21 protein-coding genes and 1 riboswitch are annotated in these 24,015 nt (G+C 68.4%); of the genes, 1 reads left to right on the top strand and 20 read right to left on the bottom strand.

The window, feature by feature from the left end; all coding sequences use genetic code 11:
• Positions 1-7: 7 nt before the first annotated feature.
• A complete protein-coding gene (locus GBRO_RS11780) occupies positions 8-1,054 on the bottom strand; it encodes an alpha/beta fold hydrolase (RefSeq protein WP_012834166.1) in 1,047 nt (348 codons plus the stop codon).
• 147 nt (positions 1,055-1,201) lie between these two features.
• On the opposite strand from GBRO_RS11780, the gene GBRO_RS11775 reads away from it, so the two are divergent.
• Entirely contained in the window at positions 1,202-1,900 is a 699-nt protein-coding gene (locus tag GBRO_RS11775; RefSeq protein WP_012834165.1) for an NAD(P)H-dependent oxidoreductase, read from the top strand.
• Between the two features lie 163 nt (positions 1,901-2,063).
• Here the strand turns inward: GBRO_RS11775 and ppc are convergent, their stop codons facing one another.
• The 19 genes from ppc to GBRO_RS11680 form a co-directional block, all read right to left on the bottom strand.
• Entirely contained in the window at positions 2,064-4,901 is a 2,838-nt protein-coding gene (gene ppc, locus GBRO_RS11770; RefSeq protein ID WP_012834164.1) for a phosphoenolpyruvate carboxylase, read from the bottom strand.
• A gap of 136 nt (positions 4,902-5,037) precedes the next feature.
• Entirely contained in the window at positions 5,038-5,271 is a 234-nt protein-coding gene (secG, locus tag GBRO_RS11765) for a preprotein translocase subunit SecG (protein WP_041919865.1), read from the bottom strand.
• Between the two features lie 142 nt (positions 5,272-5,413).
• Positions 5,414-6,202 carry a triose-phosphate isomerase gene (gene tpiA, locus GBRO_RS11760; protein WP_012834162.1) on the bottom strand — a complete coding sequence of 263 codons (789 nt, stop codon included), beginning with the start codon at positions 6,200-6,202 and terminating at the stop codon, positions 5,414-5,416.
• Positions 6,202-7,413 carry a phosphoglycerate kinase gene (locus GBRO_RS11755; protein WP_012834161.1) on the bottom strand — a complete coding sequence of 404 codons (1,212 nt, stop codon included), beginning with the start codon at positions 7,411-7,413 and terminating at the stop codon, positions 6,202-6,204. The genes tpiA and GBRO_RS11755 overlap by 1 nt, the downstream gene beginning before the upstream one ends.
• A gap of 34 nt (positions 7,414-7,447) precedes the next feature.
• The gene (gap, locus tag GBRO_RS11750) at positions 7,448-8,464 is read right to left on the bottom strand and encodes a type I glyceraldehyde-3-phosphate dehydrogenase (RefSeq protein ID WP_012834160.1); all 1,017 of its coding nucleotides are present in this window, start codon (positions 8,462-8,464) and stop codon (positions 7,448-7,450) included.
• A 151-nt stretch (positions 8,465-8,615) separates the two neighbouring features.
• Entirely contained in the window at positions 8,616-9,599 is a 984-nt protein-coding gene (gene whiA, locus GBRO_RS11745) for a DNA-binding protein WhiA (RefSeq protein ID WP_012834159.1), read from the bottom strand.
• Positions 9,600-9,684: 85 nt separating this feature from the next.
• On the bottom strand, positions 9,685-10,698 hold the full coding sequence (locus GBRO_RS11740) for a gluconeogenesis factor YvcK family protein (RefSeq protein ID WP_012834158.1): 1,014 nt from the start codon (positions 10,696-10,698) through the stop codon (positions 9,685-9,687).
• Positions 10,695-11,627 carry an RNase adapter RapZ gene (rapZ, locus tag GBRO_RS11735; protein ID WP_012834157.1) on the bottom strand — a complete coding sequence of 311 codons (933 nt, stop codon included), beginning with the start codon at positions 11,625-11,627 and terminating at the stop codon, positions 10,695-10,697. Before rapZ ends, GBRO_RS11740 begins: the two co-directional genes overlap by 4 nt.
• The gene (gene uvrC, locus GBRO_RS11730; RefSeq protein WP_012834156.1) at positions 11,617-13,632 is read right to left on the bottom strand and encodes an excinuclease ABC subunit UvrC; all 2,016 of its coding nucleotides are present in this window, start codon (positions 13,630-13,632) and stop codon (positions 11,617-11,619) included. Before uvrC ends, rapZ begins: the two co-directional genes overlap by 11 nt.
• A gap of 9 nt (positions 13,633-13,641) precedes the next feature.
• On the bottom strand, positions 13,642-14,517 hold the full coding sequence (locus GBRO_RS11725) for an SAM-dependent methyltransferase (protein WP_012834155.1): 876 nt from the start codon (positions 14,515-14,517) through the stop codon (positions 13,642-13,644).
• Positions 14,514-14,936, bottom strand: a complete 423-nt coding sequence (locus GBRO_RS11720; protein ID WP_083775689.1) for a PH domain-containing protein — start codon at positions 14,934-14,936, stop codon at positions 14,514-14,516. Before GBRO_RS11720 ends, GBRO_RS11725 begins: the two co-directional genes overlap by 4 nt.
• Before the next feature lie 59 nt (positions 14,937-14,995).
• A complete protein-coding gene (gene ribH / locus GBRO_RS11715; RefSeq protein ID WP_012834153.1) occupies positions 14,996-15,517 on the bottom strand; it encodes a 6,7-dimethyl-8-ribityllumazine synthase in 522 nt (173 codons plus the stop codon).
• Complete coding sequence (locus tag GBRO_RS11710) at positions 15,514-16,827, bottom strand: bifunctional 3,4-dihydroxy-2-butanone-4-phosphate synthase/GTP cyclohydrolase II (protein ID WP_052298261.1); 1,314 nt, start codon at positions 16,825-16,827, stop codon at positions 15,514-15,516. The genes ribH and GBRO_RS11710 overlap by 4 nt, the downstream gene beginning before the upstream one ends.
• A gap of 20 nt (positions 16,828-16,847) precedes the next feature.
• Complete coding sequence (locus GBRO_RS11705) at positions 16,848-17,495, bottom strand: riboflavin synthase (RefSeq protein ID WP_012834151.1); 648 nt, start codon at positions 17,493-17,495, stop codon at positions 16,848-16,850.
• Between the two features lie 45 nt (positions 17,496-17,540).
• A riboswitch (FMN riboswitch) is annotated at positions 17,541-17,699 on the bottom strand.
• A gap of 94 nt (positions 17,700-17,793) precedes the next feature.
• A complete protein-coding gene (ribD, locus tag GBRO_RS11700) occupies positions 17,794-18,795 on the bottom strand; it encodes a bifunctional diaminohydroxyphosphoribosylaminopyrimidine deaminase/5-amino-6-(5-phosphoribosylamino)uracil reductase RibD (protein ID WP_012834150.1) in 1,002 nt (333 codons plus the stop codon).
• A gap of 5 nt (positions 18,796-18,800) precedes the next feature.
• Positions 18,801-19,490: a ribulose-phosphate 3-epimerase gene (rpe, locus tag GBRO_RS11695; protein WP_012834149.1), complete on the bottom strand. Its 690-nt coding sequence runs from the start codon at positions 19,488-19,490 to the stop codon at positions 18,801-18,803.
• A 64-nt stretch (positions 19,491-19,554) separates the two neighbouring features.
• On the bottom strand, positions 19,555-20,937 hold the full coding sequence (locus GBRO_RS11690; RefSeq protein WP_012834148.1) for an RsmB/NOP family class I SAM-dependent RNA methyltransferase: 1,383 nt from the start codon (positions 20,935-20,937) through the stop codon (positions 19,555-19,557).
• Between the two features lie 24 nt (positions 20,938-20,961).
• Positions 20,962-21,903 (bottom strand): methionyl-tRNA formyltransferase, encoded by a 942-nt coding sequence (gene fmt, locus GBRO_RS11685; protein ID WP_012834147.1) that lies wholly within the window; start codon positions 21,901-21,903, stop codon positions 20,962-20,964.
• A 76-nt stretch (positions 21,904-21,979) separates the two neighbouring features.
• Complete coding sequence (locus GBRO_RS11680) at positions 21,980-23,935, bottom strand: primosomal protein N' (protein WP_041920449.1); 1,956 nt, start codon at positions 23,933-23,935, stop codon at positions 21,980-21,982.
• Positions 23,936-24,015: the final 80 nt, after the last annotated feature.

Here is a 24,015-nt window from a genome sequence, read left to right as displayed (position 1 = left end):
GCGGTGATCACATGTCGGACAGCCCCGGGCGATCGAGCAGGCCGGCGATCGCTTCGTCGATGAAAGCGATGTCGACCGGATTCGCTCCGCCACCGGCGAAATGCCCCCAGATGCCGGGGATGACGAGAACCTCGCCATGCTCGATGAACTGGCTCGCCCACTTCTCGTCTTCGGGCGGGAAATAGAGGTCCTTCTCGCCTGGCATGGCGAGCAGCGGACAACGGATCGATCGCAGCGCAGCCTGGGTGTCACCGTCGAATCCCGGCGTCGCGCCGACGTCCGCGGCGTGCCAGGTACGGAGCAGTGCGATCAGATTGTTGGGGTCGCGATCTCGAAAGAACCGCTCCCAGAAGCCGAATCGGAAGTCCTCGTACGAGGTGTATCCCATCTTCCGCCATTCCTCGGCCCAGTAGAACGCCTGCGAGAAGCCCCACCCAGCGTAGATCCGCGCGAACGCCTGCAGCCCTTTGACCGGCGGGCGGTCCGGCGAGTAGTCACCGTCGTCGAAAATGGCATCGGCCATCAGCGCGGTCCAGAGCGATTCCAGGAAGACTTTGTTGTGCGGCGCCGTGACACTGGACCCGCAGAACGGTGCAGCTCGCTCGACCATCTCGGGATGGCTGACCGCCCACTGGTAGGTCTGTCCGGCACCCATCGACCACCCGGTCACCAATGCGATCTTGGCGATGCCGAAGTGCTCGGTGAGCAGTTTGTGCTGTGCGGCAACCTGATCCAGGACACTGACATGCGGGAATCGGGACCGGTCGTAGGGCATCGGCGTGTTCGACGGCGACGAGGAGACACCATTGCCCAGCATGTTCGGGATGACGATGAACCACTTGTCCGGATTCAGCGCCGACTTGTCGGTGCCCACGAGCCACTCGTTGTCGGTGTGCCATCCCGAATACCAGGTGGGATAGACGATGACGTTGCTCTTGTCGTCGTTGAGTGTGCCGAAGGTCTTGAAGCTGAGTTGCGCGTCAGGCAAGGTGATCCCCGACTGCAGCGTGAAGTCGCCCAGCGCGAATGACTCCGCATCGGTGGGTGCCGGCATGAAACCTCCTGGATGTGTGTCCCGTCGGAACTCTGAGTTCCGACGAATGAAGCCGATCGGGAACCTTACTTCCAGATGGTAGTTTCTCCGGGACGTGCGCGCGACCGCATCGGGAATCCGCGCGCCCCGTGCACCGTTGTGCATGCCATGCGCGCACTCTGGGTCTCGGCACATCCCGATTCGCACTCCCTGACCGGGCATCTGCGCACACTCGGCGTCCACACGCTGCGTTCCGACGGCTGGCAGGTCACCGAATCCGATCTGTACGCGATGAGATGGGACCCGGTTCTGCACACCGAAGGCGGGCCGGACGTCGAGGCCGAACAGCGCAAGCTTCTCGACGCCGATCTCGTCGTCCTGCAGTTCCCGCTCTGGTGGTACGGCATGCCGGCGATCATGAAGGGCTGGATCGACCGCGTCTTCGAACGCGAATTCGCCTACGATGTCCTCGATCCGGTGACGGGACGGGCACGCAAGTACGGTGACGGTGGCCTCGTCGGGCGCCGGGCGCTGACGGTCGTGACGGCCGGCGACCGTCCGGGCAGTCTGGGACCCCGGGGTATCAGCGGAAGCATCGACGACGTACTGTGGCCCCTTCTGCACGGAACACTGTGGTACACGGGCATGTCCGCGCTACGGCCACACCTGATCACCCGGGCGCGAGACGTCGATGCCGACACCATCGCCGACGTCGAAGAGGCGCTGACCGGGCGGCTGCACGGCGTTGTCGACGAACAGCCGATCCCCTACCTGCCGCTCAACGAACGCTACTACGATCACTCGATCGCTCTGCACCCACACGTATCACCCGCGGAGTGCGGCAACGACGCACACCGACTGGCCTGAGCCGCAGCACCCAGGGACTTGGGCCCGAGTCCAGGGCCCGACGAGTTGGCATACCCGGGTCGGCGACCTTCATTGTCGCACAAGTGTTTTCGACGCGGCTCGGTCTCACTTCGCTCGCCCGTGCCGGCAACCAGGCCCAACCAGCAAAGGTGGACGACGTGGTCTACCCGCTGTTGCGCAATGCCGTCGCCAGACCATTCATCGTCAGCTGTATGCCGCGCCGAATCCGCGGCTCGTCGTCACCGGCGCGGAAGCGCCGCAGCAGCTCGACCTGCAGCAGATTGAGTGGCTCGAGGTACGGGAAGCGGTTGTAGACAGAGCGTTTCAGTGCCGCGTTGTCGGCGAGCAGGTCGTCGGTTCCGGTGATCTTCGAATACATCGCGATGGTGCGTTCGTGTTCGCCGACGATCATGCCGAAGACCTTGTCGCGCAGTTCTTCATCCGGAACGAGCTGGGCGTAGCGATGAGCGAGGTTCATATCGGATTTGGCCAGCACCTGCGCCATGTTCGACATGACGGATCGGAAGAAGGGCCATTCGGTGTAGTAGCGCTGCAGGGTGGCGAGCCGGTCGTCGGAGTCGCCGATCCACTCGGCGAAGGCCGAGCCCGTTCCGTACCAGCCGGGGAGCATGGCGCGCGACTGTGTCCAGGACAGCACCCACGGGATGGCGCGCAGGTCGGAGATCTTCTCGGTCTGCTTGCGCGAGGCGGGGCGGCTGCCGATGTTGAGGGCACCGATCTCCGACAGCGGGGTCGACGTCGTGAAGTACTCGACGAAGCCCGGGGTGTCGTGTACCAGCTTGCTATACGCCGAACGGGCAAGGGCGGCAAGCTCATCCATAATCGCGTAAGCGTCCTCGGAGTCGTCACCGAGGCCCTCGACATCGAGCAGCGACGACTCGATGGTGGCCGCGAGCAGGGTCTCCAGATTGCGTTCGGCGCTCACCGGTTCGGCATATTTGGCGGCGATGATCTCGCCCTGCTCGGTGATGCGCAGCGACCCCTGCACCGCGCCGGGCGGCTGCGCCAGGATCGCGTCATAGCTCGGGCCACCACCCCGGCCGACGGTGCCGCCGCGACCGTGGAAGAGCCGCAACCGGATTCCCGCCTTCGCGGCCGCCTCCACCAGGTCGAGTTCGCCGCGGTAGAGCGCCCAGTTGGCGGCCATGTAGCCGCCGTCCTTGTTGGAATCGGAATAGCCGAGCATGATCTCCTGCATGCCCGCCTGGGAGTCGACGAGCCCCCGGTAGAACGGCAGGTCCAGCGCGGCGAGCAGCGTGGTGGCGCCCTGCTGGAGGTCCTCGATGGTTTCGAACAGCGGCACGATGCGCACCGTCGAGGTCAGCGTGCCGCTCTCGGCGTCGATGTCGATCAGACCCGCTTCCTTGAGCAGGATCATCGGCTCGAGCATGTCACTCACCGAGGTACACATGCTGATGATGTAGTTCGGCACGGCCTGCGGGCCAAAGGTGGCGACGGCGCGGGCGGCAGCCCGCACGATGCCGAGCTCCTTGACCGCCAGCTCGCTGAGATCGGCGTCCGGACGGGTCAGCGGCCGGCGCTTCTGCAGTTCCTCCGACAGGATCGCCACCCGCTCATCCTCGTCGAGGGACGCATAGTCGGGGTGTACCCCGGCCCAGGCGAGCAGTTCGGCGATCACCTCCTCGTGCATATCCGAGTTCTGCCGCATGTCCAACCCGGACAGGTTGAATCCGAAGGTGCGCACCGATTCTCGCAGCGTGAGCAGACGGTCGTCGGCGAGGATGTCGTCCTTGCCGTGCCGCAGCGCGGCGTCGATCACGTCGAGGTCGGCGAGGAGTTCGGCAGCGTCGGCGTAGGCGGGTTTGCCGTTCACCAGAAACAGGTCCGCCGCCTTCATCACCTCCTCACCGAACATCTCGGTCGCGGTGGTGGCCAGCCGGGAGCGTATGTGGCGCAACGCAAGACGGAACGGTTCATCCGCCTTGGGGTCGTCGGCCGGCACTCCGGCGAGTTCATAGAGCGCCTCACCCGGATCCATCAGGCGCGTCGACATGCTCAGTTCCTCGGCGAGCTTGTGCAGCTCCGACAGATGGTGACCGATCGCGGTGCGCGCGGCGAGAGTGGTGGCCATCTCCACGATCTCGTCGGTGACGAACGGATTGCCGTCGCGGTCGCCGCCGATCCACGATCCCATCCGGATCATCGGGTCGTCGGCGAGCCCCGCATCGGGGTAGGCAGCCCGCAGCGACGCACGCACCGAGGTGTTGATCTTGGGCACGACGTCGAAGAAGGACGCGTCGTAATAGCGCAGTCCCGAACGGATCTCGTCCTGAATGGTCAGGCGTTCGAGCCGGATCAGCGCGGTCTGCCACAGCGTGAGGATCTGGCGCCGAATGGCTTTGATGACGACGTCGTCCTCGGCCGGGGTCAGCTCCGAACGCGACCGGTACCGCATGAGTTCGGTGATCCGGTTCTGCGCCTCGAACACCGAACGGCGACGGGTCTCGGTGGGATGGGCGGTGATCACCGGAACCACTGTGGCGTCCGCGAGGGCGCGGCCCACCTGCTCGTCGTCGAGGCCGGCCTCGGCGAGTTTGGTGTAGGTGGCCGCCAGGCTGCTGTCCTGCGGTGGATCCCCGGCCCGCAGGTGAATGGCGCGCCGCCGCTCACGATGGATGTCCTCGGCCAGATTGGCCAGCAGCGCGAAGTTGGAGAATGCACGGATCACCGGCATCACGACGTCGAGGCTCACCCCGGAGAACATGTCGGCGAGCTCACCGCGATCGATCTCGTTGCGACGAATCCGGAAGGCCGCGACGCGGGCCGCCTCCACGAGTTCGAAGACCTCGTCCCCGGAGTGTTCCCGGATCACGTCCCCCAGCAGCCCGCCGAGGAGACGGATGTCCTCACGTAGCGGTTCGGTGAGGGCGCGACCTTCGTCGTCGACGGTGATGTGATCGACGATCGAGATGGACGGACGCCACGCCGGGGCACCCCGGGAGGGAACGGATTGGCTCATGGGTTCAGTATTCCGGTTGATCCCGCACGGGGCATCTCGGGGACGCCGGGACACGAGGCGCGCTGCCGACACCCCAACTCAGACGACAGACCCGGTGGCACGTGGTGCCACCGGGTCTGTGTCGGATCTCGACGGGTCAGGACAACTTGATGTTGACCCCGACGCCGATGATCAGGATGAACCAGATGAGCCCGACGAAGATCGTCAGGCGGTCGAGATTGCGCTCCACCACGCTCGAACCCGACAGGCTCGACTGCACGCCGCCACCGAACAGCGAGGACAGACCGCCACCCTTACCGCGGTGCAACAGCACGAGCACGATGAGCAGCACACTGGTCACGATCAATCCGATATCGAGTGCGCTTTCCACTGACACTGGTGTGTTCCTGTTCTAGTCGGCAAAGTCTGTACGGGTGGTCCACTGCAGGACAACCCGGCACAGTCTACGCGAGCCCCCAACCGGGCCCGGTTCCGGGCAGGGATCTCCGGGCAGGGATCTCCGGGCAGGGATCTCAGGGTAGGGGGCCGCCGGCCGCGATCGCCGACAGTGTCGCGAACTCGTCCGACTTCAGCGATGCCCCGCCGACCAGTGCGCCGTCCACGTCGGTCTGTCCGACGATGTCGCCGACGTTCTTGGCATTGACCGACCCGCCGTAGAGCACACGAACCGAGGACGCGGTGGCGTCGTCGGCGATCTCGGCGAGCGTCTGCCGAACCGCCTTGCACACCTCCTGCGCGTCGTCGGCGCTGGCCACGCGGCCGGTGCCGATCGCCCAGACCGGTTCGTAGGCGATGACGACCTTGCCGATTTCCTCGGCCGACAGGCCGGCCAGCGAGCCTTTGAGCTGGGCGACGTTGTAGGCGACGTGTTCGCCGGACTCGCGGATGTCGAGGCCCTCGCCGATACAGACGATCGGGGTCAGGCCATGCCTGAGCGCCGCCTTGGTCTTGGCGAGCACCACCTCGTCGGTCTCGGCGTGCATGGTGCGCCGCTCCGAGTGGCCGACCACCACGAAGGTGCACCCCAGCTTGGCCAGGAACGCACCGCTGATCTCACCGGTGTAGGCACCCGAATCGTGTGCGGACAGATCCTGCGCACCGTAGGTGAGCAACAACTTGTCACCGTCGACGACGGTCTGCACGCTTCGGATGTCGGTGAACGGCGGGATCACCGTGACGTCGACCTTGTCGAAGTACTTCGCCGGCAGGGCGAAGGCGATCTTCTGCACCAGCGCGATCGCCTCGAGATGATTCAGGTTCATCTTCCAGTTGCCGGCGATCAGGGGCTTACGGTCTGCCATCAGTTCTCCAGCACTTTCAGTCCGGGCAATTCCTTGCCCTCGAGATACTCCAGCGACGCACCGCCGCCGGTCGAGATGTGCGAGAACCCGGAATCCGGCAGACCCAGGGTGCGCACCGCGGCCGCCGAATCGCCGCCACCGACGACGGTGAACGCGCCGTTGGCGGTGGCACCGGCGATCGCTTCGGCCACCCCCTTGGTGCCCGCGGCGAACTTCTCGAACTCGAACACCCCGGAGGGACCATTCCAGAAGATGGTCTGCGCACCGCCGAGCACCGCCGCGAAGCGTTTGACCGACTCCGGTCCGATGTCCAGGCCCATCCAGCCGTCCGGGATCTCGTCGGCATTGACCGTCTTGGCGTCGGCGTCGGCCGCGAACTTGTCGGCGACCACCACGTCGACGGGCAGGTGGATCACGTCACCGAATCGCTCAAGTAGATCTTTGCAGACCTCGATCTGATCCTCCTGCAGCAGCGAGGTTCCGACCGAATGCCCTTGGGCGGCAAGGAAAGTGAAAGCCATGCCACCGCCGATGACCAGGGTGTCGACCTTGGGTGCCAGCGCCTCGATGACCCCGAGCTTGTCCGACACCTTGGACCCGCCGAGCACCACCGCATACGGGCGGGACACGTCGTGGGTCAGTTTGGCGAGCACGTCGACCTCGGCCGCCACCAGCTGACCCGCGTAATGCGGGAGCAGCTTGGCGACGTCGTAGACCGAGGCCTGCTTGCGGTGCACCACACCGAAACCGTCGGAGACAAAGGCCCCGTCGTCGCCGACGAGCTCCACCAGGGCCTTGGCGAGCGACTCGCGCTCCGCCTCGTCCTTGGAGGTCTCCCGGGGATCGAAGCGGATGTTCTCCAGCAGGAGCACATCGCCGTCGGTCAGCCCTTCGGCCCGGGCCAGCGCGTCGGTGCCGACGACGTCACCGGCGAGCTGGACGTTGCGGCCCAACTCGGCGGACAGACGCTCGGCCACCGGCGCCAGCGAGAACTTCGGGTCCGGCTCCCCCTTCGGCCGGCCGAGGTGGGCGGTGATGATCACCTTGGCGCCCGCGTCGATCAGCGCGTTCAGGGTGGGCAGGGAGGCGAGGATCCGGCCCGGATCGGTGATCGTCGACCCGTCGAGCGGGACGTTGAAATCCGACCGAACCAGCACTCCTCGGCCCGAAACGCCTTCGGCGAGAAGGTCTTTCAGTGTGGGTACACCCATTGCAGCTGTGCTCCTAGCGTGTGTGAGTGACCCGTCAGAGAGACTTGCCGACAAGTCCGGTCAGGTCGACGAGCCGGTTGGAGTAGCCCCACTCGTTGTCGTACCAGGAGACGGCCTTGACCTGGTTGCCGATCACCTTGGTCAGACCCGCATCGAAGAGCGAGCTGTGCGGGTCGGTGACGATGTCGCTGGAGACGATCGGCGCGTCGTAGTACTTGAGGATGCCCTTGAGCGGGCCGTCAGCGGCCGCCTTCATCGCCGCGTTGATGTCCTCGGCGGTCGCGCTCTTCTCCAGGATCGCGGTGAGGTCGGTGACCGAGCCGGTCGGGATCGGCACACGCAGGGCGTAGCCGTCGAGCTTGCCCTTGAGTTCCGGGAGCACCAGGCCGATGGCCTTGGCCGCACCGGTGGAGGTGGGCACCACGTTGATCGCGGCCGCGCGGGCGCGACGCAGATCCTTGTGCGGCCCGTCCTGCAGGTTCTGATCCTGGGTGTAGGCGTGCACGGTGGTCATCAGGCCGGAGACGATGCCGAACTCGTCGTTGAGCACCTTGGCGAACGGCCCGAGGCAGTTCGTGGTGCACGAGGCGTTGGAGATGATGTTCTGGCTGCCGTCGTACTTGTCATCGTTGACACCCATGACGATGGTGATGTCCTCGTCGGTGGCCGGTGCGGAGATGATGACCTTCTTGGCACCCGCTTCGAGGTGTCCCTTGGCCTTGGCAGCATTGGTGAAGATGCCGGTGGATTCGACCACCACGTCCACGCCGAGGTCGCCCCACGGCAACGCCGACGGGCCTTCCTTGACCTCGAGTGCCTTGATCCGCTGATCGCCGACAACGATGAAGTCACCGTCGAGGGAGACGTCCTGGGGCAGACGACCCAGGATCGAGTCGAACTTCAGCAGGTGCGCGAGAGTCGCGTTGTCAGTGAGGTCGTTGACCGCGACGATCTCGATGTCGGTGGTGCCCAAAGCCTTTTGCGCTTCGATGGCACGGAAGAAGTTGCGGCCGATCCGGCCGAATCCGTTTACGCCTACCCGAACAGTCACTGTCTGTGCTCCTTTGAGGTGTTCATCGTCAAGCCGTATGGCGGTCGTTCGCGCCGTGTCACGACCCCGGTAGGAGTTCTCGCCGCGCACACGCCAACCCCCACCCTAGTAGGAGGGCTTCGGGGAGGCACCGCTAAGGGGCAATCCGGCGTCAGTCCTCGTCGAGCAGATCCGAGGTGACCGCCGATTCGGTGTCCGCGAGACCTTCGACGCGGGCCTTCTTGTCGGCCATCGAAAGCAGCCGCCGGATACGGCCGGCCACCGCATCCTTGGTCATCGGCGGGTCGGCGAGCTGGCCGAGTTCCTCCAGGGATGCCTGCCGGTGGGTGATGCGCAGTTGGCCGGCCGCCATCAGGTGATCGGGCACCTCGTCGCCGAGAATCTCCAGCGCGCGTTCGACGCGGGCGGCCGCGGCCACCGCGGCCCGCGCCGAACGGCGCAGGTTCGCGTCGTCGAAGTTGGCGAGCCGGTTCGCGGTCGCCCGGACCTCGCGCCGCATCCGACGCTCCTCCCAGACCAGCCGGGTGTCGTGGGCGCCCATCCGCGTGAGAAGCGCGCCGATGGCCTCCCCGTCGCGGATGACCACGCGGTCGGCTCCGCGTACCTCGCGCGCCTTGGCCGCGACGCCGAGCCGACGGGCGGCGCCCACCAGCGCGAGCGCGGCCTCCGGTCCCGGACAGGACACCTCCAGCGCCGACGACCGGCCCGGTTCGGTGAGCGAACCGTGCGCGAGAAAGGCACCGCGCCAGGCGGCTTCCGCGTCGCCGACGCTGCCGCCGACCACCTGGGCGGGCAGCCCACGCACCGGACGGCCGCGCAGGTCGAGCAGGCCGGTCTGACGGGCAAGGCTCTCCCCGTCCTTGGTGACGCGCACGATGTAGCGAGCCGAGCGGCGCAATCCCCCACCGCGCAGCACGTGGACATCGGGGTTGTATCCGTAGAGGTCGAAGATCTCCCGGCGCAGCCGCCGCGCGACGTTGCCCATATCGACCTCGGCCTCCACCACGACGCGCCCGGCGACGATGTGCAGTCCCCCGGCAAAGCGCAGCAGCGCCGACACTTCCGCCTTGCGAGAACTCACCTGGGTGACGCCCAGTCGACTCAGCTCGTCCTTCACCGCCGCGGTCATCGCCACCGGTCCCTGTCCTCCTGTCACCTGGCCGCTCGCCCCCTCACCGCCAGAATCGTCCACCGCACATGCCGCGCATCGCCCGGCAAGCCTAACGGGTCAGTTCACGTTCGCACAGTTCCTTCACCAGGGCTGCGACTTTGGCGGGGTCATGGACCTGCTGTCCCGCGGTGGCCACATCGCCCACATCCAGCGCCGCACCGAACTTGGCCGCCGCGCGCACCAGATGGTCGCGTTCCCGGCCGGCCGGCACCGACGCCGCGTCGACCACCACGTGATCGACGCGGAACTGATCGGCGTGTGCGTGCAGCACATGCAGGTGCCGCTCCACCGAGAACCCCGGCGTCTCCCCCGGTTCCGGGGCCAGGTTGACGAACAGGATCTTGCGGGCGGCGGTGCGCTGCAACGCTTTACGTTGCTCGGGCACCAGCACGTGCGGGATCACGCTGGAAAACCACGACCCCGGACCGAGCACCACCAGATCGGCGTTTTCGATCGCCGCGATCGCCGACGCGCTGGCCGGCGGATCCGAGGGCAGCAGCCGAACCCGCCGCACCTTCCCCGGTGTGGTCGCGACGGCGACCTGTCCGCGGATGCAGCGGCTGATGCGCGGATCGGATTCCAGGCCGGACACGTCGGCCTCGATCTCGAGCGGAACCGTCGACATCGGCAGTACCCGGCCGTCGATCCCGAAGACGCTGCGCAGCTCGTCGAGTGCCGCCTCGGTGTCGCCGAGGATCTCGGTGAGGCCGGCGAGCAGGAGGTTGCCGATGGGGTGTCCGGCGAGTGCGCCCCGACCGCCGAAGCGATGCTGGAATGCCTCCGCCCACCGCGCATGCCGCTGCACGTCGTCGTTGGCAGCGTCGGCACCGCCGGCCAGCTCGTCGAGTGCGGCCGGCGCACTCATCAACGCCACCAACGCCATTCGCAGGTCACCTGGCGGGATGACGCCCAGTTCGGCGCGCAGTCGGCCGGAGGAACCGCCGTCGTCGGCGACGGTGACCACGGCACTGACGTCCGGGCTCAGGTAGCGCATCGCGGTGAGCGTGGCGTAGAGGCCGTGTCCGCCGCCGAGGGCCACGATCCGCATGGGCGAGTCGGTCATTCGCGCCCCAGATCCCGGTGCAGCACGCGAACGTCGTAGTGGGCCGCGCCGGCATCGTCGATACGCTCGCCGAGTCGTCGCGCGAGTTCCTCGGCCAGAGCGACGCTGCGATGTTTCCCGCCGGTGCATCCGACGCTGATCGTCATGTAGCGCTTGCCTTCTCGGAGGTAGCCGCGCCCGACGATGCCCACCAGCTCGGTGTAGAGATCGAGGAAACCCGGCACGTCGGGGTGACCGAGGACGTAGTCACGCACCGGCTCCTGCAGTCCGTTGTGATCGCGTAACTCGTCAACCCAGTAGGGATTCGGCAGAAAGCGGACGTCGACGACGAGATCGGAATCGATGGGCAAACCGTACTTGAAACCGAAGGACTGCACCGCGACCGACAGCCGCGAGTCCGCCTGCGGGTAGGCGTCTTCGACCACCTCGCGCAACTTGGCCACGGTCAGGGCCGAGGTCTCCACGACGAGGTCGGCGACGTTCTTGATGGGCGCCAGGATCGCGCGTTCGCGAGCGATGCCCTCGGTGAGGGTTTCCCTGCCCTGCAACGGATGCCGGCGGCGCACCTGCTCGAATCGGCGGACCAGGGCATGGTCGCTGGCGTCGAGGTAGAGCAGTTTGGTGCGGATTCCGTCGTTCTCCAGCGAGGTGCGCAGGGTCTCCAGTTCGGTGGCCAGCCCGGGGTCCGACGCCCGCAGCACCAGCGCGAGCCGGGTGATCGCGGGGTCGCCCTCACGGACCATCTGCACCATCTTCGAGATCAGCGACGGTGGGACATTGTCGGCGACATACCAGCCGTCGTCCTCGAGGACGTTGGCGGCCGTGGAGCGGCCGGCCCCGGACATGCCGGTCACGAACAGCACCGTCAGGTCCTCGGGCGATCCACCGCCGGTCGCGAGGTCATCTGCCGGTCCGGGGTCAGTCACCATCGCCTCCTGAGACATCTGCCGCATCGTCACGGCCATCCTCCCCCAACGCGGCCTGCACCGCGCGCGCGGTGGCCATCCCGATACCGGGAACGCCCGAGATGTCCTCCAAGGATGCCTCACGCAACCGGGCCACCGAGCCGAAGTGCGTCACCAGCGCCGTCTTTCGGGTCCGCCCCAGGCCGGGGACGCCGTCGAGCACCGATTCGGTCATCCGTTTGCTGCGTTTGTTGCGGTGGAACGTGATCGCGAAGCGGTGGGCCTCGTCGCGGACCCGTTGCAACAGGAACAGGGCCTCGCCGGCGCGCGGAAGGATGATCGGCTCGTCGTCGCCGGGCGTCCAGACCTCCTCGAGCCGCTTGGCGAGTCCGATCACCGACACATCGGTGATGCCGAGTTCGTCGAGAACCGCGGCGGCCGCGTGCACCTGCGGTGCACCACCGTCGACGACGAAGAGGTTGGGCGGGTAGGCGAACTTCTTGGGGACCGGCGGCGCGACATCGGCCTCCGGCGTGCCGGTCGGGGCCGGGCCGGACTCCATCGGCGGCGGTGCGGGCAGCTGATCGGCGCGGTGCCGCAGGAACCGGCGCCGGGTGACCTCCGCGATCGACGCGACGTCGTCGGAGTGGCCGTCGCCGGCGGCGTGCCGGATGGAGTAGTGCCGATAGTCGGATTTGCGCGGGAGTCCGTCTTCGAAGACCACGAGGGAGGCCACCACATCGGTGCCCTGCACATGGGAGATGTCGACGCATTCGATGCGCAGCGGCGCCTGGTCGAGCCCGAGTGATTCCTGCAGTTCGGTCAGCGCCGCCGATCGAGTGGTGAGATCGCCCGCGCGCCGGAGCTTGTGCTGGGCCAGCGCCTCGGATGCGTTGCGGCCCACCGTGTCGAACAGTGCCTTCTTGTCACCGCGCTGCGGCACCCGAAGCCGTACCCGGCTCCCGCGCAGCTCCGACAGCCAGTCCTCGAGTTCGGCTGCGTCCGAGGGCAATTCGGGGACCATGACCTCGCGGGGTACCGCATCACCACGAGCCCGGCCGGCACCGATCTCGACGGTGGCATCGAGATCGACCTGCTGTCCGTAGAACTGGGTGAGGAAGTCGCCGACGAGGTCACCGACGGATCCGTTGTCGGATCGCTCCACCACCCACCCGCGCTGACCCCGCACGCGGCCGTCACGCACGTGGAAGATCTGCACGGACACCTCGAGATCGTCACCGGCAAAGGCGACCACATCGGCGTCGGTGCCGTCGCCGAGCACCACGGCCTGCTTTTCCATCGCACGCCGCATCGCACCGATGTCGTCACGCAGCCGGGCGGCCCTCTCGAAATCGAGTTCGGTTGCCGCCGCTGACATCTCGCGTTCCATCCGGCGAATCATCTGATCGGTGCGGCCGGCCAGGAAGTCGCAGAAGTCGTCGACGATCTCGCGGTGCTGCTCGGCACTGACCCGGCCCACGCAGGGGGCGGCGCACTTGTCGATGTAGCCGAGCAGGCACGGCCGGTCGATCTGGCGGTGCCGTTTGAACACCCCGGCCGAACACGTTCGGGCCGGAAACACCCGGGTCAGCAGATCGACCGTCTCGCGGATCGCCCAGGCGTGCGAGTACGGGCCGAAGTAGCGCACCCCGCGCCGGCGCGGACCCCGGTAGACGAACAGGCGCGGATACTCCTCGTTGAGGGTGACCGCGAGCATCGGATAGCTCTTGTCGTCGCGGTACCGCACGTTGAATCGCGGATCGAATTCCTTGATCCAGTTGTACTCGAGCTGAAGCGCCTCGACCTCGGTGCCGACCACCGTCCACTCCACCGACGCCGCGGTGGTCACCATCTGGCGGGTGCGCGGATGCAGCGATGCGATGTCGGCGAAATACGACGTCAGACGTGAGCGGAGGCTCTTGGCCTTGCCGACATAGATGACCCGGCCGTGTGCGTCGCGGAAGCGGTAGACCCCCGGTTCGGTCGGGATCGTCCCGGGAGCGGGACGGTACGTCGTCGGGTCGGCCACTCTTCCAGGTTAGTCGTCCGGTCCGACAGCCAGTTCCCCACCGCCGGGGTGCACTCCGGAGACCAGCAGGGCACGCGATGTCGCACCTGATGTGGCCTGCAGGCCCGTCGGCGTCAGGATCTCGCGTCCGTGTGCGGTGAGGACCGTCCGCGCGTCGGTGGAACGACATTCCCAGCCGCTCGCGACCAATCGGTCGACGATGCCGGGGTCGGGTTTCCACATCGACGCGACCGAGGCGAACGGATCCTCCGGCGGGCGGGCACCGGGCAGTCGCACGGTGAGGCCGATGCGCGACCCGGCTGCCGACGCCGAGGTGATCGCACCGATCGCCTGCCACACCACGTCGGTGTCGAGGTACACCAGCAGGCCTTCGGCGAGCCAGCAGGTCGGTTCGCCGGGACGGAATCCGGCGGTCCGCAGCTCGGTGAGCCAGTCCCCCGCGAGATCGGCCGACACCACCCGCCGCTGCCCGTGCGCGACGAGCGAATGCTCGGCGACGAGTTGTTCCTTCACCTCGGTCACCGCGGGACGATCGAGTTCGTAGAACACCGCATCCGGCCCGAGATCGAGGCGGAAGGCCCGCGCGTCCAGTCCGGCGCCGAGAATGACGAACTGCCGGACACCGTCGGCGGCACCGGTCGTGAACACCTCGTCGAGAAACAGGGTGCGCCCGACGATCGAGTGGTACATCGCGCGCCGTTCGCGACCCGCCTCGTCGTCGGCCGGCGGGAGTTCACGCAGGTGCCCCGCGTCGTCGACGACCGCCGATCCGTACAGTCCCAACGCGAGCGGATCGACGAAAACCGCGTTGGGACGCCGTGATTCATAGGCGCGCAGGTATGCGACGCCCAGCGCGGTCCGTCCCACCTCGTCGAGGTCGATCATGCCGCCGAACCTCGTGCCGCGCGATACCGCTCCTCGAGTTCTCGGTAGCGATTCATCGCCTCGACCGCCCGGTCGCCGTCGCCGGCCTGGACCGCGAGCACCGGGACGTGCTCGTCGGCGGGAAGTTCGAGTTGCGCGCCGAAGCCGCGGTCGGGATAGGTCAGTCCGACCACGGTGTCCCAGTCGAAGACCCGCTCGGTGGCCAGGTTGCGCACCGCCACCCCGGCCGGGCCGACACGCAACCGCGGACGGGTGAACAGCAGGATGGCACCGCAGATCACCACCCCGATGATCACGATCGCGGCCTGATCGGAGGTGCCGATGTTGCGCGGACCGGTGTCCGAGATGGTCAGCAGCACGCCGAAGACGATGTGGATGATGAGCACCACCACGGCGGCGGCCACGGCGTACATCGGCATGCGGTGGGGCCGGTAGACCAGATCCCAGACCTCGTCACCCGACGCCGGACCGGGTGCGTTCACGCGTCCGCGGCGACAGACGGGGCACCGACAGACGGGAGTTCCTCGCCACGCTGCAACGCACGCAGCGTCAGCGCCGACGCCAGCGCCGCGACGGTCGCCTGCGCTCCCTTGTCCTCCGACGACCCCGGTAGCCCGGCACGCGCGATGGCCTGTTCTTCGGTGAGCACGGTCAGCACACCGTTGCCCACGGGCGTGGACTCGTCGAGCGACACCCTGGTCAGACCGGCGGTCACGGCGTCACACACGTAGTCGAAATGCGGGGTCTCGCCCTTGATCACGACGCCGAGCGCCACCACCGCGTCGTGGGTGCGGGCCAGTGCCTGCACGATCACCGGCAGTTCGATCGCCCCGGCAACCTGGATGATGGTGGGGTCGGTGACGCCGTTCTCGGCGGCGGCCCGGCGCGCACCGTCGAGCAGGGCCGTGCAGATGGTCTCGTGCCATTGTGAGGACACGATCGCCAGGCGCAGCTTGCCCGCGTCGGCCAGGTGCAACTGTGGTTCGCCCGTGCCACTCATGCCGGATCCGCCTCTCCGGCCGGGGAAACCGCGTCGGCCGGTAAGTCGGGATCCAGTCCCACCAGGTCGTGTCCCATCCGGTCGCGTTTGGTACGTAGGTAGCGCAGATTCTCCTCATTGGCGCGCACCGGCATCGGCACCCGCTCCACGATCTGCAGCCCGTACCCGTCCAGACCCACCCGCTTGGCGGGGTTGTTGGTCAGCAACCGCATCGACGACACACCGAGGTCGACGAGGATCTGCGCGCCCAGGCCGTAGTCGCGGGAATCCGCGGGCAGACCGAGCTGCAGGTTGGCGTCGACTGTGTCCGAGCCGGCGTCCTGCAACTGATAGGCCTGCAGCTTGTGCAGCAGCCCGATGCCCCGCCCCTCATGCCCACGCATGTAGAGCACGATGCCGCGCCCCTCGGCGGCGACCATCTCCATCGCGGCGTCGAGCTGCGGGCCGCAATCGCATCGCAGGGAGCCGAAGACGTCACCGGTGAGGCACTCCGAGTGGACCCGCACCAGCACGTCGTGGCCATCACCGGCGGCGATGTCACCCATCACCAGCGCCACATGCTCCACCTCGTCGTACACGCTGGAATAGCCGACGGCCCGGAAGTCGCCGTGCCGGGTGGGGATCCGGGCATCGGCGACCCGGACGACATGCTTCTCGTGCCGACGCCGCCAGGCGATCAGGTCCGCGATCGAGATCAGTGCGAGCTCGTGTTCGTCGGCGAAAACGCGGAGTTCGTCGGTCTGGGCCATCGACCCGACGTCCTTCTGGCTGACGATCTCGCAGATCACGCCGGCCGGTGTGAGGCCGGCCAGCCGCGCGAGGTCGACGGCGGCCTCGGTGTGGCCGGGACGGCGGAGAACGCCACCGTCCTTGGCCCGCAACGGGACCACGTGCCCCGGTCGGGTGAAGTCGGCGGCCGAACTCGCCGGGTCGGCCAGCAGGCGCATGGTGGTGGCCCGGTCGGACGCGCTGATACCGGTCCCGATCCCCTCCCGCGCATCGACCGTGACGGTGTAGGCGGTGCCGTGTTTGTCCTGGTTCATCGAGTACATCGGCGGCAGACCGAGACGGTCGCAGGTGTCGCCGTCGAGGGGCGCACACAGGTAGCCGGAGGTGTAGCGGACCATGAACGCGACGAGTTCGGGAGTGGCCTTCTCCGCTGCGAAGATGAGGTCGCCCTCGTTCTCCCGGTCCTCGTCGTCGACCACGACGACGGCTTTGCCGGCCGCGATGTCGGCGATCGCCCGTTCGATGGTGTCGAATCGGGTGCCCGCCTCGGCGGGGGTGGGCTGCTCGGGGATGTCACTCATCAGGCTCTCGCTCATCGTGCTCACTTGTCCTCCACCGTTGTACGCACCGTCTCCGCTGCCGCGTTCGCGACCCCCGGATGCAACCGTTCGACGTACTTGGCGATCACGTCGACTTCGAGGTTGACCACGGTGCCGGGTGCGGCGGACCCGAGATTCGTCTCGGACAACGTGGTGGGGATCAGGGAAATTTCGAACCAGGGTGTCTGGTCGGTCTCACCGAGGGCGGCCACCGTCAGCGAGACACCGTCGACGGTGATCGACCCCTTCTCGACGAGGTAGCGGCTCAGCTGCCCGGGCATCGCGATGCGGACCACCGTCCAGTGTTCCGACGGCGACACCGACATCACCTCACCGGTCCCGTCCACATGCCCCTGGACGATGTGGCCACCGAACCGGCCGCCGGCGGGCATGGCACGTTCGAGGTTGACGCGGCTGCCCGGTCCGAGCCCGGACAGCGAACTGCGCCGCAGTGTTTCGGCCATGACGTCGACGGTGAAGCTGTCGTCGCGCTTCTCCACGACGGTGAGACAGACACCGTTGACGGCGATCGAATCGCCGTATCCGGCGTCGGAGGTGACGACCGGCCCGCGGACGGTGATGCGGGCAGCGTCGGGAAGGTCTTCGCGGGCGGCGATCTCGCCGAGCTCCTCCACGATTCCGGTGAACACGTGCTCCTCCTGCTTGCTCGGAGCAGACGCAGACGGCCTCGTGTCGCCTGTTCTCTCACATCCGGACTGTGACCGTCGGCTCCGGATTCGCACCGGAATCTGCTGTCCCTGCCTGGGCAGGCGCTCGCGGGCTCGATGTCGCGAGCATGACCTCGCAGCATCATCACCGCCGGTGGGGAGTTTCACCCCGCCCCGAGAACTGGTGCCTTCGACGCTAGCACGCTGCGAAAGAGGGGTCGCCTTGTGCTCCCGCTGAGCAGAACCCCGACCAAACGGAACCATCCCGCCCGGGAATCGCTCACCGCGACATGCGAACGAAGACATCGCCACCGGCCAGACCGACGACCTCGCGGGTGGTGAAGCGAACCGCATCGGCCAATGTGGTGATCGTCGGGACGTCGACGGCGTTGCGGCCGGCACCCAGCAGGACCGGCGCCACATACGCCTCGACCGAATCGACCAGCCCGGCCGCGACGAAAGCGCCGGCAAGCGTCGGGCCGCCCTCGACCAACACCCACAGCGCGTCGTCGAGGGCGTCGAGGACCTCGGCCGGTTCGCGGGTTGCCACCCGGAGCAGGGGCGCCGCGTCGTCACGCAGATTGGCGTCGGCGGGCAGGTCGCGGTGGCCCACGACGACACGGGTCGGTTGATGCGGGTACCGCGTGCCGTCGGGCCGACGCGCGGTAAGCGACGGGTCATCGGCGAGCGCCGTTCCGGTTCCCACGACGATCGCGTCGATCCGGGAGCGCCGCTCATGGGCGTGGGCACGTGCCGCCGGACCGGTGACCCACTGACTGGTGCCGTCGGACGCAGCGACACGGCCGTCGATCGAGGTCGCGAGTTTCACCGTGACGAACGGTCGTCCCGTCGTCTGCCGGTGCAGCCACGGCTGCAGCGGGCCGGCGGCGACCTCGTCCGCGAGTACGCCGGCATCGACGCTCACACCCGCCGCGCGCAACGTGTCGGCTCCGCCGGCCGCCGTCGGATTAGGGTCGGCCACACCGAAACACACGTGCGCCACGCCCGCCGCGATGAGTGCCTGCGAACACGGTCCGGTGCGCCCGGTGTGGTTGCACGGCTCGAGTGTGACCACCGCGGTTGCGCCGCGTGCGGCCGCACCGGCCTGGGTGAGCGCGACGATCTCGGCATGCGGGCCGCCCGGCGGTGCCGTGTGCCCGACACCGACGATCGTTCCGGCACGGTCGACGATGACCGCGCCCACCGGTGGGTTGGGGGTACTGACCCCCTGTGCCGCAGCCGATTCGGTGATCGCCTGCCGCATCAGGGCGGGTATGTCCACGTCGGTCAGTTCGTGCCGGCGTTACGGGCCTGCGCCGCCTGCTCACGCAGCTTCGCCACGGCCACACCGGGATCCGCGGCACCGTAGACCGCCGATCCGGCGACGAAGCAGTCGATTCCCGCCTCGGCGGCCTGCTCGATGGTGTCGGCGTTGATGCCCCCGTCGATCTCGACCAGCAACTGCAGGTCCTCGGCGTCGATGATCTTGCGAATGGTCCGGGCCTTCTCGAGCACGTCGGGGATGAACTTCTGTCCGCCGAACCCCGGTTCGACGCTCATGATGAGCAGGGTGTCGAAGCTCGTGAGGATCTCCAGGTAGGGCTCGAGTGGCGTGCCGGGTTTGATCGACAGGCCGGCCTTGGCACCTGCGGCCCGGATGTCGCGGGCCACCGGGATCGGGTCGTCGGTGGCTTCGGCGTGGAAGGTGACGTTGTGGGCGCCCGCCTCGGCGTACGGCGGTGCCCAGCGCTCGGGGTTCTCGATCATCAGGTGGCAGTCGATGGGGATGTCGGTGGCCTTGAGCAGGCTTTCCACCACCGGCAGGCCCAGTGTCAGGTTCGGGACGAAGTGGGCGTCCATCACGTCGACATGCAGCCAGTCGGACCCCTCGACGGCGGCCGCCTCGGCCGCCAGGTTGGCGAAGTCCGCGGACAGAATCGAAGGGGCGATCATGGGCGTTGCGCCGGCGTCACACATATCTGAGATTGTATGGTTCGCCCGCTCGAAGCCGTCAGGGAGTCTCGGTTGCGGCCCCGGCGCTTCACTCCATGCGGCGCAGCACCGCCAGAAACATGGCGTCGGTACCGTGCAGATGCGGCCAGAGCTGCACGTGCGGACCATCGCCGAGCTGATCGGCGGGGACGAGCGGCCGGGCGTCGATCTGCTCGACGTCAGGATGCTCGGCGAGCACCGACGACACCACCTCGACGGTCTCCGCCGGATGCGGCGAACACGTCGAGTAGACGACCAACCCACCCGGACGGACCAGACGCACTGCCTCGGTGAGCAATTCGCGCTGGAGCACGACGAGCTCGTCGACGTCGGCGGGTTGCCGGCGCCATCGCGCCTCGGGCCGGCGGCGCAGCGAACCGAGACCCGAGCATGGCGCATCGAGCAGGATGCGATCGAAACCGGGGTCGAGGCCGGCCGCGCGGGCGTCGGCGACCTGCACGTGAACCGGCAGGTCACGCACCGTCTTGCGGATCAGCTCGGCCCGATGCTCGGACACCTCGACGGCATCGACATGGGCGCCGTTGATGTCGGCGAGCGCACCGAGCAGCGCGGCCTTGCCGCCGGGTCCGGCGCACATGTCCAGCCACCGTCCGCCGTCCTCCCCGACGACGGGCGCCACCGCGACCGCGCGTGCGACAAGCTGGCTGCCCTCATCCTGCACACCCGCGAAACCCTCACGGACGGCGTCGAGTTCGCCGGGATCGCCGCCGGGCAGGTACACACAGTAGGGCGAGTGGTCACCGACCTCTCCGCCACTGGCCAGGGCGAGCTCCTCGGCGGTGATGAAACCGGGCCGGGCCACGAGGTGCACCGGCGGGCGCTCGTCGTCGGCGGCCAGTGCGGCCTGCAGCAGGCCGGCCGAACCTCCCAGTGCCGAGAAGAAGACCTCGGCGATCCAGCGCGGATGCGCGTACCGGAACGCCAGATGCCCGACGATGTCGTCGGCGACCGACGGTGCGAGCTCATCCACCCAGATGTCCTCGTCGCGCTGGGATATCTTGCGCAACACCGCATTCACGAAACCGGCCGGCCCCATGCCGTTCTCTGCGCGGACGAGATCGACCGAGGTGGACACCGCCGCATGCGATCCGATGCGTGTGCGCAACAGCTGATAGGCGCCCAGGCGCAGCACGTCGAGGAGTTGACCGTCGATCTCGGCGACCGGGCGACCCGCGGCCGCCGCGATGATCGCGTCGATAATGCCCTGCGCGCGTGCGGTCCCGTAGGTCAGCTCGGTGGCCAGCGCGGCATCACGGCCGGTGATGTGGCGCTCGCGCAACATCTTCGGCAGAACGAGGTTGGCGTAGGCGTCTCGTTCCCGGACCGCACGTAACGTGTCGCGGGCGGCGACCCGGGCGGGGTCGAGGTCTTTGCGTCGAAGTCTGCGGTCGTCGGGCCGGTCTGCGCTCATCGCTGTGGTCTCATCGCTGTGGTCTCATTTCAGGGTCGTGCCGTCGGACAGCCGCGCGCCCCGTGCCCAGTCGGCGGCCGGCATGGGTTTCTTCCCGGGTGGCTGCGTGGTGCCGAGTCGCACCGGTACCGAACCGGTACCGACGTAGACCGCCTTCTTGGTGACCGCCACCGCGCCCGGGTCCAGGGCGTCGGGTGCGTTCGGGTCGTCGTCGGCGACGGTCACCGGGCCGAGCTTGATCCGGTTGTCCCCCAGGCTGGTCCACGCCCCGGGCGCCGGGGTGTAGGCGCGGATGAGTCGTTCGACGATGTGCGCGGGCAGCTCCCAGCGCACCCGGGCGTCGTCGACCTCGATCTTGGGTGCGTGACTGATGCCGTCCGGGGGTTGCGGGGTGGGTGTCAGCTCACCGTCGGCGATGCCGTCGAGGGTGCGCACCAGCAGTCCGGCGCCGGCGACCGACAGCCGCTCGAGCAGTGCCCCGCTCGTGTCGGCGGGTGCGATGGTCTCGGTGAGCACCCCGTACACCGGCCCGGTGTCCAGGCCCTTCTCCAGCCGGAAGGTGCTGGCGCCGGTGACCTCGTCGCCGGCTGCGATGGCGGCCTGCACCGGAGCGGCACCGCGCCAGGCCGGCAACACCGAGAAGTGCAGGTTGATCCAGCCGTGCTCGGGCAGATCGAGCAGTGCGGGTGGTACCAGCCCGCCGTAGGCCACCACCGCGCCGCAGTCCGGCGCCCAGGCGCGCAGCGTGTCGGCGACATCGGGTTCGGCGAGTCGACGCGGCGTGATGACCGACAGTCCGTACTCGTCGGCGAGCAGACCGACCGGCGAACGCGACACGGTGCGTCCGCGCCCGGACACCGCATCCGGCCGGGTGATCACCCCGACGACCTCGTGTGCCGGTGAGTCGATCAGTGCCTGCAGCGACGCGACGGCGACGTCGGGAGTACCCGCGAAGACGATGCGCACGAGTCGGTTCCTCTCCTATCCGGACAACAGTTCTCACAGAGCGGGGGTCGGGTGCCGCGGAATGCGCGGCCACCGATCATCCGATCGTAGGCGGATCGATCTGTACCCGGATCGGCCCGGTCTCGTGACGGGTGTTGCGGCGTGCCTGAGCGGTGACGAGCGCATCGGCCAGCAGCCGGCCGTCCCGTCGCGGAACCCGCACCAGCAGACGGTCCACCTCGGCGTCGAGGTCCTCGCGGTCGGAGCCGGCGGGCGGCCGGACCCCCGGCGGCAGCGGCACCGGGCCCAGTACGTCGCCCTCGGGCGGCAGGTCGAGGTGCTCGGCGAACTCGGTGATGAGTTGCCGATCGCCGTCCACCGAGGCCATCGTCACCGCGGGCGGGAAACCCAGTTCGGCGCGTTCGGCGAGTTCGGTCTCGGCGAAGCCGACCGGGTCCCACCGGATCAGCGCCTGCACCGGCGGCAACGACGAGTCGGCGACGATGACGAGCCGGCCGCCGTCACCGTGGGGGCGGACCTGACCGCCGATCGCCATCCACCGGCGTACCGCGTACTCACCGGCCCGCAGGTCGGCACGGTCGAGCTGTGCCCAGGTGTCGAGGATGACCGCAGCCCCGTATCCGTCGGGGGCCACCGGCTCGGCACCCGGCGTCGCGACCACCACCCGTGCACCGGCCGGGATGTCGTCGATGATGGTCGACCCGCCGCTGGTCACCACCGGCACCCCGGCGAAAGCGCGGCCGAGTTCTTCCGCGGTGCGCCGCGCACCGGTCACCAGCGCCCGGACCGCGGTCCCGCCGCAAGCCGGACAGCGGAACGAGGGTTCGGCGCGGCCACACCACCGGCAGCTCAGGTGGCTGCCGTCGAGCTGGAGCGGGCCATGGCAGGCCCGGCACCGCACATGCTCACGGCAGCGGGTGCAGGCCAGCGACGGGATGTAGCCGCGCCGGGGCACGCTGAAGATCACCGGTGTGTCCGCGGCGAGCGCGGCCCGGGCGGCGTCGAACGCGACGGCGGGGATCCGTGCCGAGCGGGCCTGCGGATCCCGGGCGACCTGAGCGTCGTCGTCGGTGATGGCCTGCACGTGAGGGCTGCGCGTCCGGACCACCTGCCGGTCGGCGACGAGATCGTGCGCCCAGCCCGCGGCCACCAGTGCCTGCGCCTCCGCCGTGCGGGCGAAACCACCGATCACCAGGGCGCACTGCTCCTGATGTGCGCGCAGCACGCCGACCTCACGGGGATGCGGGTAGGGCGCACGGGGTTCGGCGAGACTGTCGTCACCGTCGTCCCAGACCACGACCAGCCCCAACTCGGCGACGGGGGCAAAGATCGCACTGCGGGTGCCCAGGACCACCGTCGCGGCGCCCCGACGCACGGCGAGCCACCGCCGGTAGCGCGCCGTGGGACCCAGCCCGGCGGACAGCGTCACACACCGGTCACCGAGGAGCGGTTCACACGCCGCCGACACCCGATCGAGGTCCCGTTGATCGGGTACGACGATGATCGCGCCCCGGCCCGCGGCCACCACCGTCGCAGCCAGCTCGGCAAGGCGGCGCGGCCAGTCCTCACCGGGTACCGCCTGCCAGGCGGCGCGGGGATGGGCGGCGCTCAGGGAGTCCAGGAAACCGTCGGCCGACCGATACGTGCGCCAGCCGGCCCGGTCGGGCGCGACGACGACGCTCGTCGGCGCCGGGGTCTCCTCTTTCTCGGTGCGGGCGTGGCGAGGCGGGACCGCGAGGCGGATGACGTCGCCCATGGTGCCCGCATACCGGTCGGCGACCGCCCGGCACAACGCGGCCAGTTCGGGACCGAGGACGGGTTCGGCGGAGACCACGCGATCGAGCCAGCCGAGTTTGCCCGGATGCTCACTCTCGTCGATGCGGTCGAGCAGGATTCCGTCGACGAGGCGTCCGGCGAAGCGGACGCGCACCCGCACACCCGGCAGTGCCGTCGCATCCTGCTCGGTGTCGACGAGGTAGTCGAAGGGTCGATCGAGGTGGGTCAGTCCGAGCAGCGGCAGCACCTGCGCCACCGGCCGCGAGGTGGCCGGAACACGGGAACCCTTGCGGCCGACCGTCTTCGGGGCCCGCGAGGTGGACCCCGCCGGCGACG

The sequence above is a fragment of the Gordonia bronchialis DSM 43247 genome (genome assembly GCF_000024785.1).
Classification (GTDB): domain Bacteria; phylum Actinomycetota; class Actinomycetes; order Mycobacteriales; family Mycobacteriaceae; genus Gordonia; species Gordonia bronchialis.
This window is presented reverse-complemented; position numbering and strand designations above follow the sequence as displayed.

Bases quoted from the DNA above. Each gene is read 5' to 3' on its own strand.
- GBRO_RS11780 (WP_012834166.1), bottom strand. From the start codon at position 1,054: ATGCCGGCACCCACCGATGCGGAGTCATTCGCGCTGGGCGACTTCACG.
- GBRO_RS11775 (WP_012834165.1), top strand. From the start codon at position 1,202: ATGCGCGCACTCTGGGTCTCGGCACATCCCGATTCGCACTCCCTGACC.
- ppc (WP_012834164.1), bottom strand. From the start codon at position 4,901: ATGAGCCAATCCGTTCCCTCCCGGGGTGCCCCGGCGTGGCGTCCGTCC.
- tpiA (WP_012834162.1), bottom strand. From the start codon at position 6,202: ATGGCAGACCGTAAGCCCCTGATCGCCGGCAACTGGAAGATGAACCTG.
- GBRO_RS11755 (WP_012834161.1), bottom strand. From the start codon at position 7,413: ATGGGTGTACCCACACTGAAAGACCTTCTCGCCGAAGGCGTTTCGGGC.
- GBRO_RS11740 (WP_012834158.1), bottom strand. From the start codon at position 10,698: ATGACCGACTCGCCCATGCGGATCGTGGCCCTCGGCGGCGGACACGGC.
- rapZ (WP_012834157.1), bottom strand. From the start codon at position 11,627: ATGGTGACTGACCCCGGACCGGCAGATGACCTCGCGACCGGCGGTGGA.
- GBRO_RS11725 (WP_012834155.1), bottom strand. From the start codon at position 14,517: ATGATCGACCTCGACGAGGTGGGACGGACCGCGCTGGGCGTCGCATAC.
- GBRO_RS11720 (WP_083775689.1), bottom strand. From the start codon at position 14,936: ATGCCGATGTACGCCGTGGCCGCCGCCGTGGTGGTGCTCATCATCCAC.
- ribH (WP_012834153.1), bottom strand. From the start codon at position 15,517: ATGAGTGGCACGGGCGAACCACAGTTGCACCTGGCCGACGCGGGCAAG.
- GBRO_RS11710 (WP_052298261.1), bottom strand. From the start codon at position 16,827: ATGAGTGACATCCCCGAGCAGCCCACCCCCGCCGAGGCGGGCACCCGA.
- rpe (WP_012834149.1), bottom strand. From the start codon at position 19,490: ATGTGTGACGCCGGCGCAACGCCCATGATCGCCCCTTCGATTCTGTCC.
- GBRO_RS11690 (WP_012834148.1), bottom strand. From the start codon at position 20,937: ATGAGCGCAGACCGGCCCGACGACCGCAGACTTCGACGCAAAGACCTC.